The sequence below is a fragment of the Streptoalloteichus tenebrarius genome (assembly GCF_024171885.1).
GTDB classification, from domain to species: domain Bacteria; phylum Actinomycetota; class Actinomycetes; order Mycobacteriales; family Pseudonocardiaceae; genus Streptoalloteichus; species Streptoalloteichus tenebrarius.
This window is the reverse complement of sequence record NZ_JAMTCP010000005.1, coordinates 15,934-29,928: the sequence shown is the minus strand read 5'-3', so window position 1 is coordinate 29,928 and position 13,995 is coordinate 15,934. Positions and strand designations below refer to the sequence as shown.

At 74.7% G+C, this 13,995-nt stretch carries 18 protein-coding genes; 13 read left to right on the top strand and 5 right to left on the bottom strand.

Annotated elements, in window-relative coordinates; all coding sequences use genetic code 11:
- Positions 1 to 327 precede the first annotated feature (327 nt).
- The 5 genes from LX15_RS06985 to LX15_RS06965 all read left to right on the top strand — a co-directional run bounded on the left by LX15_RS06985 (position 328) and on the right by LX15_RS06965 (position 4,688).
- A complete protein-coding gene (locus LX15_RS06985; protein WP_253668670.1) occupies positions 328 to 822 on the top strand; it encodes a helix-turn-helix transcriptional regulator in 495 nt (164 codons plus the stop codon).
- A gap of 74 nt (positions 823 to 896) precedes the next feature.
- Positions 897 to 1,202, top strand: a complete 306-nt coding sequence (locus LX15_RS06980) for a hypothetical protein (protein ID WP_253668669.1) — start codon at positions 897 to 899, stop codon at positions 1,200 to 1,202.
- 257 nt (positions 1,203 to 1,459) lie between these two features.
- Positions 1,460 to 2,449 carry a sensor histidine kinase gene (locus tag LX15_RS33025; RefSeq protein ID WP_253668668.1) on the top strand — a complete coding sequence of 330 codons (990 nt, stop codon included), beginning with the start codon at positions 1,460 to 1,462 and terminating at the stop codon, positions 2,447 to 2,449.
- Positions 2,446 to 3,051 carry a response regulator transcription factor gene (locus LX15_RS06970; protein WP_253668667.1) on the top strand — a complete coding sequence of 202 codons (606 nt, stop codon included), beginning with the start codon at positions 2,446 to 2,448 and terminating at the stop codon, positions 3,049 to 3,051. Before LX15_RS33025 ends, LX15_RS06970 begins: the two co-directional genes overlap by 4 nt.
- Positions 3,052 to 3,233: 182 nt before the next feature.
- Positions 3,234 to 4,688: an amino acid permease gene (locus LX15_RS06965; RefSeq protein ID WP_253668666.1), complete on the top strand. Its 1,455-nt coding sequence runs from the start codon at positions 3,234 to 3,236 to the stop codon at positions 4,686 to 4,688.
- On the opposite strand, the gene LX15_RS06960 is transcribed toward LX15_RS06965, so the two are convergent.
- Positions 4,604 to 5,881 (bottom strand): MFS transporter, encoded by a 1,278-nt coding sequence (locus LX15_RS06960; protein ID WP_253668665.1) that lies wholly within the window; start codon positions 5,879 to 5,881, stop codon positions 4,604 to 4,606. The genes LX15_RS06965 and LX15_RS06960 overlap by 85 nt on opposite strands.
- Positions 5,882 to 6,058: 177 nt before the next feature.
- Here LX15_RS06960 and LX15_RS06955 point away from each other — a divergent pair, with 177 nt between their 5' ends.
- The 3 genes from LX15_RS06955 to LX15_RS06945 all read left to right on the top strand — a co-directional run bounded on the left by LX15_RS06955 (position 6,059) and on the right by LX15_RS06945 (position 7,794).
- Positions 6,059 to 6,757, top strand: coding sequence for a TVP38/TMEM64 family protein (locus LX15_RS06955; RefSeq protein WP_253668664.1), 699 nt, complete (start codon positions 6,059 to 6,061; stop codon positions 6,755 to 6,757).
- Positions 6,758 to 6,762: 5 nt separating this feature from the next.
- Positions 6,763 to 7,551 carry a GntR family transcriptional regulator gene (locus tag LX15_RS06950; protein ID WP_253668663.1) on the top strand — a complete coding sequence of 263 codons (789 nt, stop codon included), beginning with the start codon at positions 6,763 to 6,765 and terminating at the stop codon, positions 7,549 to 7,551.
- A 105-nt stretch (positions 7,552 to 7,656) separates the two neighbouring features.
- Positions 7,657 to 7,794, top strand: coding sequence for a hypothetical protein (locus LX15_RS06945; protein WP_253668662.1), 138 nt, complete (start codon positions 7,657 to 7,659; stop codon positions 7,792 to 7,794).
- 154 nt (positions 7,795 to 7,948) lie between these two features.
- Here LX15_RS06945 and LX15_RS06940 read toward each other — a convergent pair whose 3' ends face one another.
- From LX15_RS06940 to LX15_RS06925, 4 genes are all read right to left on the bottom strand, one after another.
- Positions 7,949 to 8,257 (bottom strand): hypothetical protein, encoded by a 309-nt coding sequence (locus tag LX15_RS06940; protein ID WP_253668661.1) that lies wholly within the window; start codon positions 8,255 to 8,257, stop codon positions 7,949 to 7,951.
- Position 8,258: 1 nt separating this feature from the next.
- Positions 8,259 to 8,684: a CBS domain-containing protein gene (locus LX15_RS06935; RefSeq protein WP_253668660.1), complete on the bottom strand. Its 426-nt coding sequence runs from the start codon at positions 8,682 to 8,684 to the stop codon at positions 8,259 to 8,261.
- A gap of 160 nt (positions 8,685 to 8,844) precedes the next feature.
- On the bottom strand, positions 8,845 to 9,438 hold the full coding sequence (locus LX15_RS06930; RefSeq protein WP_253668659.1) for a hypothetical protein: 594 nt from the start codon (positions 9,436 to 9,438) through the stop codon (positions 8,845 to 8,847).
- Between the two features lie 26 nt (positions 9,439 to 9,464).
- A complete protein-coding gene (locus tag LX15_RS06925) occupies positions 9,465 to 10,439 on the bottom strand; it encodes a TIGR03557 family F420-dependent LLM class oxidoreductase (protein ID WP_253668658.1) in 975 nt (324 codons plus the stop codon).
- 213 nt (positions 10,440 to 10,652) lie between these two features.
- Here LX15_RS06925 and LX15_RS06920 point away from each other — a divergent pair, with 213 nt between their 5' ends.
- The 5 genes from LX15_RS06920 to LX15_RS06900 all read left to right on the top strand — a co-directional run bounded on the left by LX15_RS06920 (position 10,653) and on the right by LX15_RS06900 (position 13,533).
- Positions 10,653 to 11,222, top strand: coding sequence for a hemerythrin domain-containing protein (locus LX15_RS06920; protein ID WP_253668657.1), 570 nt, complete (start codon positions 10,653 to 10,655; stop codon positions 11,220 to 11,222).
- Between the two features lie 88 nt (positions 11,223 to 11,310).
- Positions 11,311 to 11,625, top strand: coding sequence for a hypothetical protein (locus LX15_RS06915; RefSeq protein ID WP_253668656.1), 315 nt, complete (start codon positions 11,311 to 11,313; stop codon positions 11,623 to 11,625).
- A gap of 41 nt (positions 11,626 to 11,666) precedes the next feature.
- Positions 11,667 to 12,836: an Rv2629 family ribosome hibernation factor gene (locus LX15_RS06910; RefSeq protein ID WP_253668655.1), complete on the top strand. Its 1,170-nt coding sequence runs from the start codon at positions 11,667 to 11,669 to the stop codon at positions 12,834 to 12,836.
- Positions 12,820 to 13,101, top strand: a complete 282-nt coding sequence (locus tag LX15_RS06905; RefSeq protein WP_253668865.1) for a hypothetical protein — start codon at positions 12,820 to 12,822, stop codon at positions 13,099 to 13,101. Before LX15_RS06910 ends, LX15_RS06905 begins: the two co-directional genes overlap by 17 nt.
- Before the next feature lie 213 nt (positions 13,102 to 13,314).
- On the top strand, positions 13,315 to 13,533 hold the full coding sequence (locus tag LX15_RS06900; RefSeq protein WP_253668654.1) for a hypothetical protein: 219 nt from the start codon (positions 13,315 to 13,317) through the stop codon (positions 13,531 to 13,533).
- Positions 13,534 to 13,995 lie beyond the last annotated feature (462 nt).

Sequence of the window (13,995 nt, the reverse complement as noted above, 5' to 3'; positions counted from 1 at the left end):
ACCGTAGCGCAGCGACCGACCAGTCGGTATGCGTGCGGCCCCCGCACGTTCGTCCGGAAGCCCCGTCGAGCGGCGCCCGCGCCGCGTTACGCCGTCCCACCTCCGGCGATGCCGGCCGAACCGCCCGCGAGCGCCCGGAGCAGGCCGACGCGACCCTTCGGTCCAACCCACCCCGACACCTGGTGGCGTGACGTCCACCCGAGTGAATCCGGACGGCGGAACCGAAGGTCACGGACAGATATCGCCTGGCGGGGTCTAGCGCGAAGCGTGCACGCACCAATACGGTGCGAAACCGTCCGTGATCATCAGCCGTGATGGGAGGAGCGGATGGTCGGGGACTCCGAGATCGACCAGATCATCCGGGAGTGGACCGCCGAGCGGTCGGGCGACCCGGAACTCCGCGAGGCGGACCGCATCCGGTCCGCGTGGCTGTCGGAGGCGCCGCCAACGCCGCCGACGCCGCCACGGATCCCGGCCCAACGCCGTTCCCCCGGCGGGCCGTTGGCCGTGGCCGAACCCGCCGACCCGGCCTACGTGGCCGCGATGCGGCGGCGGCTGCCGGAGGCTCCCCCCGAGCTGCTGGCCGCCGCGGCGAGCTGGTGGCAGCTCGTCGGGGACGTGACCGAGGCCGAGGGGTGGTGGGACGCCGGGGTGAGCCCCCTGGACCAACGCGCCCTGGACTGGCGGGCCGCGGGGCTCAAGCCGGCCGACCTGGGTCGCCGACTGGGCCCGCTGACCGTCCTGGAGCACCTGCGCCGGGGCAGCGCGCCGGCCTGGTGCGTGGCCCGGTTGCAGCGGCAGCGCCGTGACGGCGCCGCCTGACCCGGTCTCCCCGGACCCAAGCGCGGCCGGTCCTGGTCGCCGGGGCGACCAGGACCGGCCGCGGCGGAGGCCCCGTGGCTGACCAGCACCCGCCGTCCCGACCCCCGTCACCGGGGAACAACCGCCTGCGGGCGGTGTTCGTCGGACGCCTGCACCGGTGGCGCTACCCGGCTCCCGCGTGGGCCCGGCAGAGCGCGCGCATGGTCGACGACATCGTCGACGCCGTGGTGGCCAGGATGGACGAGGTGCCGGAGGTCCAGCGCGCGGAGGTGGCCGAGCACCTGGCGGCCATGGTGTGCCGGGCGCAGATCTACCACGACTACGGCAACGGCCGGATCACTCGGTGGGAGTACAGCCGGCGTCTGCGCGCGCTCGACTGACCCCGGGCGCGTCGCCGGCCGGGTGACAGTGCCGGAACCCGAGCCGTGGTGGTGCCACGCCCTCGTCCCGGCGGGTCACAGGACCGTCGGCGGTGCGGGCATGGGGACACCGGACACCGGCGTGCGGGCGGTCGCACGGGCCGGCACAGGACCCGCACGGGCGCGCCGAGCTGGGCACACCGGAAATGACCGGGTGGTCACCGGCATCGCCCACGAGAGTTACCCTGCTGCTGTTTCCGCACGCTGGAAGGGCGGTCGTGCAGCGGGTCAAGGGAGTTCGTCCGAACGTCGTCTCCGGCATCGTGCTGACCATCGCCACCGCGACGCTCACGACGAACGTGCTGGTCATGATGGTGCAGCCGCTCCCACTGCCCGGTGCGGCCCCGACCGGCGCACCACCGTCCGGCCCCGCCGCGTTGGGCGCGGCCGCCCTGATCGCGCTGCACACCGACGTGCTGGGCGCGGCGATCAGGGGGAGGGTCCGGCCCCGGCACCACGCCGAGCTGGCGGGCGTCGTCGTGCTGGCCTTCCTGTTGCCACTCTCCGGCCCCACCTGCGCGACGGTGCCCGTCGTCGCGATCGGCGCGTGCGCCGTCGTGCTCCCCCGGCGGTGGGCGGTCGTCGTGGTCACGCTCGCGGCCGTCGCCGAGTACGCGACGGTGTGGTCCTTCGGGGCGTCCCACGGCAACGCGTTGTTCTACGCCGCGATGGTGCCGCTCTACGCGTCGTGGACCTTCGGCACGGTCTGGGTGACGTGGGTGGTGCGGGACCTGCACGACACCCGCGCCCAGCTCGCCCGCGCCGCCGTCGACGAGGAGCGGCTGCGGTTCGCCCGCGACCTGCACGACGTGCTCGGCCACGGCCTCCAGGTGGTGGCGTTGCGGGCGGAGCTGGCCAGCCGGCTGCTGCCCTCGGCGCCCGAGCGGGCCGGCGACGCGCTCCGCGAGATCCGCGCGACCACGACGACCGCGATACGGGAGGTCCGCGAGGTCGTGCGGGGCTACCGCAGGGCGTCGCTGGACTCGGAGCTGGCCGGGGTCACGGCGGTGCTGCGGGCCGCCGGCGTCCACGTCGAGGCGCCGAGCGAGCGGGGCGGGCTCGCCGGCCTCGCGGAACGACTGTCCCGTGTGGACGGCGCCGTGTCGGCCGGCCCCACGGGGACCGGCGAGTTCCGGCTGGTCGCCACGGCGCCGCGCGACCCCCTCGGCGAGCCGGGGACCGGAGGGCCCGTGAAGGAGGCTTCGTGATCGACGTGTTGTTGGCCGAGGACCACGAGATGGTTCGCGAGGCGCTGGCCTCGCTGCTGGACCTGGAGCCGGACCTGCGGGTGGTGGGCAGCGCCGGCTGCGGGGCCGAGGCCCTGGCCATGGCCGGCCGGCTCCGGCCGGACGTGGCCGTGCTCGACGTGGCCATGCCGGCGCCGGACGGCATCGAGGTGGTCGAGCGGCTGCCCAGGGTCGCGCCCGACTGCCGCGCCGTGCTGGTGACCGGGCACGGGCGGCCCGGCCAGGTGCGCAGGGCGTTGCGGGCCGGCGCCCACGGCTTCCTGCGGAAGGAGTCGCCGGCCGCGGCGCTGGCGCACGCCATCCGCGTCGTGCACGGCGGCCGCACGTGGGTGGAGCCGGAGCTGCTGGCCGACACCCTCGGCTCCGAGCGGTGCCCGCTGACGCCCAGGGAGCTGGAGGCGTTGCGGCTCGCCGCCGACGCCGAGTCGGTCACGGCGATCGCGCGCCGGATGGGGCTGTCGGTCGGCACGGTCCGCAACCACCTGTCCTCGGCCATCGGCAAACTGGGCGCGGCGAACCGGCACGTCGCCGTGCGGATCGCCACAGACCGGGGATGGTTGTGAGGTCAATTGTTACCCTCTTCGCCATGTTCGACCGGTGTGCGTCGTGGTGGTGGCCGTCCTCGCAGGCGGCTCGCTGACCCGCGCCCATCCGGACGTGACCGACGGCCGCCTCACCGAGGCGGCCGTCGTCGTGTTCGGCGCGGTCGGCGGTCGGTGAGCGGCGACTCTCGAGGAGGAAGTCCATGACCGGCGACGCCCCCGCGCCCGCCGAGCACGCGCCACCCGGCAGGGCCGGGCTGCGGCGCGAGCTGACCGGCCGCCAGGTCGGCATGATCGCCATCGGTGGGGCCATCGGCACCGGCCTGTTCCTCGGCTCAGGACTGGCGATCTCGCTGGCCGGGCCCTCGGTGATCGTGGCCTACGTGGTGGCGGCCATGGCCGCCCTCGTGGTGGCCTACACGTTGGCCGAGATGACGGTGGTGCACCCGGAGGCCGGCGGGTTCGGCGCGATCGCGCACCGCTACCTCGGTCCCGCCGCCGGGTTCGTGCAGCGGTGGATCTACTGGACCGCACAGGTGGTCAACGTGGGCAGCGAGGTGGTCGCCGCCGGGCTGTACGTGCGGTTCTGGTGGCCGCAGCTCCCGCTGTGGCTGCCGGTGGTGGTGTTCTCCGTGGTCATGCTCGCGGTGAACGCGGTGTCGGTGCGGTTCTTCGGCGAGTTCGAGTACTGGTTCGCGATGATCAAGGTCGTCACGATCGTCGTGTTCGTGCTGATCGGCGTGCTCGCGGTGACCGTGGGGCTGCCGGGAAGGCCGGCGACGGGCCTGTCCGCGCTGACCGAGCACGGCGGGTTCGCGCCCAACGGCATGAGCGGGGTCTGGCTCGCCCTGACCGTGGTGACCTTCAGCTACCTGGGCACCGAGGCGGTCGCGGTGACCGCCGCCGAGTCCAGGAACCCCGCCCGCGACCTGCCCAGGGCCGCCCGCAGGATGGTGCTGCGCCTGGCGTTGTTCTACGTGCTGGGCATGGCCGTGGTGGTGTCGGTCGTGCCGTGGCGGGAGGCGGCCAGCTCGGAGGGGCTCCAGTCAAGCCCGTTCGTGCGGCTGTTCGCCGCGGCCGGGGTCCCCGCCGCTGCCGGGCTGATGAACTTCGTGGTCCTGACGGCCGCCCTGTCGGCGATGAACACCAACCTCTACGTGACCGCGCGGATGGCGCACTCGCTGGCGCAGGACGGCTACGCGCCCCGCTGGATGGGCAGGGTCAACCGCCAGGGCGTCCCGCGCAACGCGCTGGCGTTGTCCGCGACCGGCCTGGTGCTGGCGGCGGTGGTGTCGGTGGCGGCGCCGGAGAGCGCGTTCCCGGTGATGCTGGGGATCGCGTTGTTCGGGGCGCTGGTGACCTGGCTGATCATCTTCGCCACGCACGCGGCGTTCCGCCGGCACCGGGCGCGGGCGGGGCTGCCCGCCTCCCCGATCCGCCTGCCCGGCGCGCCCGTCACCACCGCGCTCGCCGCGTTGTTCGTGCTCGCGGTGCTGGTGACCACGGCGTTCACCGAGCAGTTCTCGGTGGCGTGGAAGGCAGGGCTGCCCTACCTCGCGCTGCTCGGGCTCGCCTACGTGGTGGTGAGGCGGTTGCGGAAGAGCCCGACCGCGCCGACCGCCACCAGCACGACCACGGGCACGAACGCCCAGCGGTAGCCGGTCGGGCCGGCGGCCTGGAGCACCCAGCCGACGGCGAGCTGCGCGAGCACCGCGCAGGTGAACCCGCCGAGGTTGACCACGCCGGCGGCGGTGCCGGAGCGGTGCTCGGGGTTGGCGGAGCGGGCGGTGTCGAAGGCCAGCAGGGCCGACGCGCCGCCGACCCCGAGCACCACCAGCACCGTGACGACCACCGGCAGGGGCAGCGCCCCCGGCCACAGCACGACGGTCAGCCACCCGACCAGCACGACCACGGCGAGGACCTCGCTGAACAGGCGGGTGCGGGCGGGGTTGCCGGCGGCGACCCTGCCGATGACCGGCGAGCTGAGGGTGAAGGCCAGCACGCAGACCATGAGCAGCGTGGCGGCCTCCGCCGCGGAGTGCCCCTGGCCGGTGGTCAGCCACGGCGCGCCCCACAGGGCGGTCAGCGCCACGAACTGGCCCATGAAGACGAAGTGCGACCAGAAGGCGTGCCGGGTGCCGCGCTGGGCGACGACGCCCCGCAGCGCGGTGCGGACCCGCTCGACGGGTGCGGCAGCGGCGGCGTGAACCGGCTCCGGCGCGGCGGCGCGGTCCCTGACCAGCGCGAGCGCGGCGACCGCGAGGACGACGGTGGCGGCGCCGGCGGCCAGGAAGGTGCCGGTCCAGCCGAGGTTGTGCAGCGAGGTGGTCAGCGGCACCGTGGCGACGAGCTGGCCGGCGCCGCCGGCCAGGCCGGTCAGGGAGACGACCAGGCCGTAGCGCCGGGGCGTGAACCAGTGGGCGGCCAGGCGCAGCACGTTCGTGAACATGAAGGCGTCGCCGGCGCCCACCAGGACGCGCGCGGCGATGCCGGCGGGCAGGGCGGTGCTCACCGCGAACAGCACGGCGCCCACGGCCATCGCCATGGTGCCGCCGGTGAGGACGCGCCGGGGTCCCCAGCGGTCGGCGAGCACGCCGGCGGGCACCTGGAGGACGAGGTAGACGCCGAGCTGGAGCGCGGTGAACAGGGCGAGCACGGCGGGGCCGGTGGCGAACCGGTCCAACGCCTCCTGGGCGGCCACTCCCAGGCTCATCCGGTGGAACAGGGCCGCGACGTAGCAGGCCACGCCGGCGCCCCAGACCAGCCAGGCCCTGCCGGTGTCCTGGTGCCCGGGTCCCGTGCCCACCACCTCGGGGCGGGACGACGTGGCGCTTGCTTCCGCGATCGACATGCGCACCTCCGCGGCGAGCTTAGATACAAGTTGTATCTAAGCTCGAATTCTGTGACGGCCCGCACAGACGTACCGGCTATTCGGGACGTTTCCGGCTTTCCGTCACCGCTCCCCGGTCCCCTGGATGACGGGCACTCCCCGCGGGGCGCGGCCGAGGGATGACCTAACGTCTCGCCGATGACACCGGACCCCGCGCCCTCCCGTCCCGTCACCGGCCAACGGCTCCGCGTCGCGGGGTTGGTCGCGGTCGCGGCGGCGCTCGGCGCGCTGGCCCTCACCGTTCCCCTCCCCACGCCCGAACAGGTCAGGGAGTGGGTGCTGGGGACGGGGCCGTTCGCCCCGCTCGCCTACGTGGCGGTGTACGTCGCGGCGGCACTCGTGCTCGTGCCGCGCCCCCTGCTCAGCCTGGCCGGCGGGACCCTGTTCGGCGCCGTGGCCGGCAGCGCCCTGGCCGTGGTGGGCGCGACGGCGGCGGCGCTCGCCTCGTTCTTCGTGGCCAGGGCGCTGGGGCGCGATCTCGTGGCCGCCAGGCTCGAACGCGGCGCGCTGGGCAGGGTGGACGGGCTGTTGCGCCGGCACGGCTGGCTCGCGGTGCTCCAGCTCCGGCTGTTGCCGGTGGTGCCGTTCAGCGCGGTGAACTACGCCTGCGGCGTGACGTCGCTGCGGCCCGCGCACTTCGCGCTCGGCACGGCCGTGGGGAGCGTGCCGGCGACCGTGCTCGTGGTGCTCGCGGGCGCCTCGCTCGACGACCCCACCTCGCCGGGTTTCCTGGTCCCGTTGGTCCTCGCGGTCGTCCTGTGCGCCGGCGCCGCCCTCGTCGCGCGGCGCCGCGCCCGTGACCACGCGGCCACCGGACCCGGGGGAACAGGACAATGAAACACATGACCCACAACGGGGTGGAGGCCGCGCCGGCCGGGACGGCGGGGACGGCGGCGGGCGTGTCGGCGACCGAGCGGGCGTACGCCCACGTGAAGGGCTGCCTGCTCGACGGCAGTTACGCGGACGGGGAACTGCTGTCCGAGGGCGAGGTGGCCGCCGCCCTGGCGATGTCGCGAACACCGGTCAGGGAGGCGTTCCTGCGGTTGCAGGCCGAGGGCTTCCTCCGCCTGTACCCGAAGCGGGGGGCGTGGGTGGTGCCGGTGAGCGCGGCGGAGGCGCAGGCCCTGCTGGAGGCGCGCCTGGTGATGGAGAGCTTCGCCATCGACAAGCTCGCCGCCAGGGGCCGGGACGCGCTGCGCGCCGTCGGCGCGGACCTGGCCGCGCACCCGGCCGCGTTCCACGGCAGGCCGATGGACGAGGGCGAGCGGCACGCGGCCGACAGGGACTTCCACGCCCGCCTGGTCGCGGCCGGGGACAACCCGCTCATCAGCGACCAGTACGACGCCCTGCGCGACCGGCAGGTGCGGCTGACCGCGATCGCCCGGCGGGTCGACCCCGACCACGCCGCCAAGGTGGGCGACGAGCACGTCGCGATCGCGGCCGCGCTGCGCGAGGGTGACCCGGAGCGCGCGAAGCGCCTGCTGCGGGCGCACCTGCGGGGGTCGCTCCTGCGACTGGGCATCACGCCGGGGCCGCTGTTCGCGGAGTCGTCCGGTGCGGCTGGTCCCGCCGGTGCCGCCGGTGCCGCCGGTGCCGATGCTGACGCCGATGCCACCGGCCGCGCCGACTGACGACACCTCCGTCGCCCCGCTCCCCCGTCACTCATTCGAGATCCTGTGTCACACCTTCGAGGGATAGACCCGGGCTCACCCCGTACCTCACCGTGACGAGGACCGGTGGCCGAGCCGTCGGGCGCCGGGAACCAGGGACGTCGACTCTGGGGGGACCACATGCGCATCCGTCGACACTGGCCGAGGCTCGCCGACTTCCTCGCGGGGCCGTTCTGCGCCCCGCTGGCCGCCGCGCTCGGCTGAGCGGGTTGACACCCGTTCCACGAGAGAGAGCACGACACGACCGCGAGAGACCGTGAGACGGCACGGCCCCGACCGCTCCGGTCAGGGCCGTGCCGTCGTCAGGGGACCGGAAGCCCGGGGACCGCGCGCACGCGCGCGGGTCCCGGGAGTCCGGTCAGTGCCCGCAGATCCGCGAGGCGAGGTGGTCCAGGTAGTCGTGCTCCGCCCTGACCAGGCGGTCCACCTCGATCACCTCGGGCAGCGGGCGGTCGGGGTGCACCTCGACCAGCGCCCGCACGGCGGCGTCCACCGCCTTCGGCCCGTCCAGCTCGTCCTGGCAGTACTCCCGCGCCACCAGCTTGGCGAGCAGCCAGTGCGGCAACAGCACCCGGTGCTCCTCACCGTCCACTGTGGCCACGTACTCGTCCTGGCTCACGCTCCGGATCGGGCCCACCGCGATCCGCGTGGCGTGCTCGGTGCTCACGTCATCGCTCCTGGGAGATCTCGCCGACGACCGCGCCGGCCTTCTTCTCCGGCAGCGCCCGCGCCACGTCGGCCTGCGAGATGATGCCCACCAGCCGCCTGTTCTCCAGCACGGGAACGCGTCGGACCTGGTTGTCGGACATAGTCTGCACCACCTCGTCCACGGACGCGTCCGCGTCCACCCAGACGAGGTCGCCCTCGCCCTGCGCGAGCTGCCCGACCGTGGTGTTGCGGGCGTCCACCGCCTCGGCGACGCACCGGACCACGATGTCGCGGTCGGTGAGAACGCCCTTCAGGCGGTCGTCCGTGCCGCAGATCGGCAGGGCGCCGACGTCGAGGTCCCGCATCTTCCTGGCGGCGTCGACGAGGGTCTCCTGCTCGCCCACGCACTGACAGTCCGGGGTCATGATGTCCCGCGCGGTCGCCATCCCGTGTCTCCTTCCGCGTCGGCCGCCTCGCCTCGCCCGACGACACCGCCGACGCCTCGGTTCGCCTCGGTCCTCGGCGAGGGCGGACGTCCCGCCCACGCCGGGCGGCCGCCGCGTCCACGACGGCCGCCCCTCCCTCTCGGGTCACACGCCTTCTGGATCACATGTCTTCCGACTGCTCGGACGGGGTCGTGCCGGGCGGGGCCCGGTGCTCCTCCTCGTCCGAGCCGGCCAGCTCGGGGTCGAAGCCCTCCTCGTCCGAGCCGGCCAGCTCGGGGTCGAAGCCCTCCTCGGCCACGACTCCCCCGGTGTCCCCAGCGCCTGGCGCGCCCTCCGCGTCCTCCTCAAGCCCCTCCTCGGCAAGATCGAGGTTGGGCTCGTCGCGCACGGTCAGGCCCTCCGGCGAGCCGCCGGGGCTGGCGTACCGGTAGGCGCCGCCCTGGCGGTCCTCCTCGGGCTCCTCGCGCCGGTCGCTGGGCCGGCGCTCCCCGAAGTCCGGCTCCTCCTCGGCCAGCCGCTGGTCCAGCGTCTCCCCACGCGTCTCCTCGAACGGGGTGAGGCCGGGCTTGGTCGCGCCGCTCCAGCCCTCGGCCGGGTCGCGCCCCTCCTCCAACGGGTCCATGCCGAGCCGGTCCTCGTCGAGGTCCTCCGCGCTCTGGAGGTTCAGCGCGTCCTCCGGCTCCTCGGCCGACGGCGGAGCCTCGTCGCCGGGTGGGCTGGTCGGCTCCCTGCCGTGCTCGTCGGGACGGGTCATCGTCTTCTCGTCTCCTCCCCCTCGCCTCAGCGCGCCGCCACGGCCGACTCGCGGACCCTCGGCAGCACCTCGTCGCGCCACAGCTCGAAGAACCGCTCCTGGTCCGGCCCGACCTGCTGCACGTACACCTCGTCGAAGCCGGCCTCGGCGAACGCGCGGACCTGGGCGAGCTGGCGCTCCAGGTCCGGCCCGCACGGCACGGCCTGGCGCAGCGCGTCGTCGGTGACGAGCTGGCTCGCCTGCTCGAAGTGCCTCGGCTCCGGCAGGACCTGCGACAGCTCCCCGGGCAGCGCCTCGGTGGGCCACAACCGGCGGACGGTGGCCACGGCCTGCTCCTCGGTCGGCGCCCAGCACACCTTGAACCCGGCCTGCGCCGGCAGGCCCTCGCCGCCGCACTCGCGGAACCTCCTGACGAGGTCGCGGTCCGGTTTGGTGCAGATGTAGCCGTCGCCGATCCGCCCGGCGAGCTGCGCGGACTTCGGCCCGAAACCGGAGACGTAGATCGGGACGGGCTCCTCGGGCAGCGTGTAGATCCGGGCGTTCTCCACCTCGTAGTACTCCCCGCGGTAGGTGACCCGGTCTCCCCGGTGCAACGCGCGGATCAGCTCGACGGCCTCCTCCAGCATCGCCAGGCGCACGTCGGCCGGGGGCCAGTGGTCGCCGAGGACGTGCTCGTTGAGGTACTCGCCGCTGCCCACGCCCAGCACGAACCGGCCCTCGCACTGCACCGCGGCCGTGGCGGCGGCCTGGGCGACCACGGCCGGGTGAACGCGCACCGTGGGGCAGGTGACCGCCGTCGTGATCGGCAACCGGGTGACCTGCGACAGCGCCCCGATCACTCCCCAGACGAACGGGCTGTTGCCCTGCGCGTCGGTCCAGGGGTGGAAGTGGTCGGAGATCCACAGCCGCTCGAAGCCGGCCTCCTCGGCCCACCGGGCCTGCCGCACCAGATCGTGCGGGCCCCATGTCTCGCACGCCAGGAAGTAGCCCACGCTGACCATGCCTGGGGACTACCCGGGCAGGGGGTCGGGAAACCCGGACGGCGGGTGGCTCGCCCCCGTCCGGCCGCGCCGGGTTGAGCGCCGTCCGGCTGGGTAAGCCGGGGGTGTGACACGTGTCGACGCGTGCCACACGGACGAACGACGGCCGGGCGACGCCGTGCCCCAGCCGGACCCCCGGACGGGCGACGACGGCGCCTGGCGGCGGGAGGAGACGTGACGAGCCCGACCAACGCCGACCTGGTCGCCGAACTCACCGCCGACCACCGCGCGGTGGAGCGGGTGTTCGAGGAGCTGGAGTCCGGGCGGGGCGCGCCCCGGCACCGGAGGGAACTGGCCGACCACGTGATCACGGTGCTCGTCCGGCACTTCGTCGCCGAGGAGACGCACCTCTACCCGGCGGTGCGCCGGGCGCTGCCGGACGGCGACGCGGTCGCCGACCGCGAGCTGGGCGAGCACGCCGAGGCCGAGCGGACGATGCGGCAGCTCGACGGCGTGGACCCGGTGGACCCCCGGTTCGACGAGCTGTGCCGGAAGCTGGTCGGCGAGGTCCGCAACCACCTCCACGAGGAGGAGCGGGAGCTGCTGCCCCGCCTGGTCGAGCACTGCGGCCAGGACGAGCTGGACGCGCTGGGCGCGCGGGTCCGGCGGGCCAGGGAGGTCGCGCCGACCAGGCCGCACCCCTCGGCGCCCGACCGGCCGCCGCTGGACCGCCTGCTCGCGCCGGGCGTCGCGCTCGTGGACCGCATGCGCGACGCGGCGACCGGGCGCGGCGGCGCGCCCTGACGGCCGCGGCCCGACCGGCGAGCCAGGCCGCCAGGGCGACAGGGCGACAGGGGCCGCCGACGGCGAGAACGCGAAGGACGTGAACCTCATGGCTGAGGACGAACAACGGGAAGAGCACCCCGGCCAGAGCCTGACGACGAGGGACCACGACGTGATCCGCCGGTGGGCGGAGGAGCGGGAGGCCACGCCCGCCACGGTCCCCGGCACCGAGCACGGCGACCACCTCGGCGTGCTGCGGTTCGACTTCCCCGGCTACGGCGGGGAGACGTTGCAGGAGGTGAGCTGGGACGAGTGGTTCAGGACGTTCGACGAGCGCGACCTGGAGTTCCTGTACCAGGAGCACCTGAGGAGCGGCGAGCAGAGCAACTTCTTCAAGCTCCGCCGGCGCGGCGGCAGTGAGTGACGGACGAGTGACGGACGAGTGACGACTGAGGAGGGGATGGCATGGACTTCGCCGCACTGACCGAGGTTGTCCGCCGACCAGGCCCGTTCGCGTCGGTCTACTACGACGCCTCGCACGACACCGAGGACGCCGAGCACGCCATCGAGCTGCGGTGGCGGGACCTGCGGGGCCAGCTCGCCGAGCAGGGCGCCGACGAGGACACGCTGCGGGCGCTGGACCTCGCCGCCGACACCGGCATCCCCGCCGTGGGCCGCGCGGGCAGGGCGCTCGTCGCGACCGGGGGCGAGGTGGTGCTGGACGCCGAGCTGCCCGACCCGCCGGTCCGGCAGGAGGCCCGGTTCGGCCCCCTGCCCCACCTGATGCCCCTGCTGGCCCAGATGCCGCCGACCGTGCCGCACGTGGTGGTCGTCGTCGACCGGGTCGGAGCAGAGATCCGCGGCTACCGCGTGGTCGGCGAGTCGGTGATGTCGCGGGAGGTGCGGGGCGAGGAACACCCCGCGCACAAGGGCGGCGACGGGGGGTGGTCCCACCGCAAGATGCAGCAGCGGGTGGAGAACCTGGCCGAGCACAACGCCGCGCGGATCGCCGGCGACGTCGACCGCATGGTGCGGGACATGGGCGCCCGCCTCCTCGTCGTGGCCGGCGAGGTGCAGGCGCGCAAGGCGGTGTGCGCCCGGCTGAGCCCGGCCTGCCGGGCGATCGCGGTCGAGGCCGAGGCGGGCGGGCTCGCCGAGGGCATGGACCCGGAGGCGCTGGCCACCGAGGTGCGGCGGCTGGTGGCCGAGCGGGTCGACCGGGAGCAGGCGGAGAGCATGGACCGGTTCGTCGCCGAGTCGGGCCGCGCCCGCTCGGGTGCGACGGGGCGGGCGGTGGCCACGCTGCGCGAGGTGGCCTCGGCGCTGCGCGACGGACAGGTGGACACGCTCCTGCTGCTGGGAGACGCTACGGAGGACCGCGAGCTGTGGGTCGGGCCGGAGCCGGCGCAGGTGGCCGTCGACGAGTCCGAGCTGCGCGAGCGCGGGGTGTCGCGCCCGGTGCGGGACCGCGCCGACGCGGCGTTGCTCCGCGCGGCGCTGGACACCGGCGCCACGGTTCGCGTGGTCACGGAGGACCGGCCGGAGCTGCCGGAGGGCGTCGGCGCGCTGCTGCGCTACGCGACCGCGCCGGCCGGGGCTGGCACGGGAGGTGGTCGTCGTGCACCGCGGCAGTGACAAGCACGGGGCCCGGCAGGACGACAAGCTCAAGCACGACGTCGAGGGGCTGGTGCGGTCGAACCGGCCGTCGCGGATCGAGGAGGGGCGCGACCCCGAGCCGCCGGCCGACGACGACCCGGAGATCGGCTTCGAGCGCCGCCTGGACACCGGCGAGGCCGGGGCCGCCGGGAGCGGGGAGGGCTCCGAGCGGTCGGCGGGGGACGAGTCCGGAGGGTCGGCGGGGTCGGCGGAGGAGCGGACGCCGCGCCGGGAGGGCGGGTGAACGCGGTGGCGCCCCGTCCCGCCCGACGCTACGGAGCGTGGAACACGCGCCGGGGCCCGCGCGCACCGTGGATCGGTCCACGAATCGATCAGGAGTCGAGCCGGCGTCGATCCGGCTCGGCTCTCCTCGGTGTGACGGGAATCATGGTCGTGCCGGCGTCGTTGGCCGACGGGCCAGCCCGGGTCGCCGGCGGACGCACAGGAGGTGGTCGCCGTGCAACGGGGAAGTGACCAGCGCACCCCCCGACAGGACGAGCAGGTGTCGGACGGTCCGCCGTCCGTCCCGCTGACGGACGGTGTCGTCACGGGCTTCCGTCCGTCCTGGATCATGCGGGACTGGATGCCCCGGCCCCGCCTCCGTGACGACCTGTTGGCGTTCCACTCCCATGCGGAGCCCCTGGAGGGCGAGGCCCAGCTTCCCGAGACCGACTGACCAGGACCGCACCGGACGCCTCGCCGTCCCCGCCGGACGCGGGGCGGTCGAGGTCCCCGGGCCCGCGCGCACCTGAGCGACGGCGGCGCGCCGACAGCGTGGCGGCGGGTGTGGGACGACTCTGAAGCGACGCCGTCGGGGCCGACGCACGTGCGGCCCCGACGGCGTCGTGCTTTCTCGTCTTTCTCGGGTGCCCGCGCTGGCCGTGTCGGAGGTCGGCTCTGCTGGCCGTGCGGCGGGTTCCAGGACGGTCCCCGCGGTACCCGGAGCGCTCGATGCTGGCCGTGCGGCCGACCGTCCCAACGCCGACGACCGAACCTCGTCCGAATGGTCTGTTTCCGAACTCTGTTGGGATCCTGTACCCCACAAGGGAAACACCCCCGACCGCAGGAGAAATTGCTCCGACCGTGGCCATTCACCCTGCCAGCACAGGGAAAACGTGACGCCCCGTGGCGATCGGGT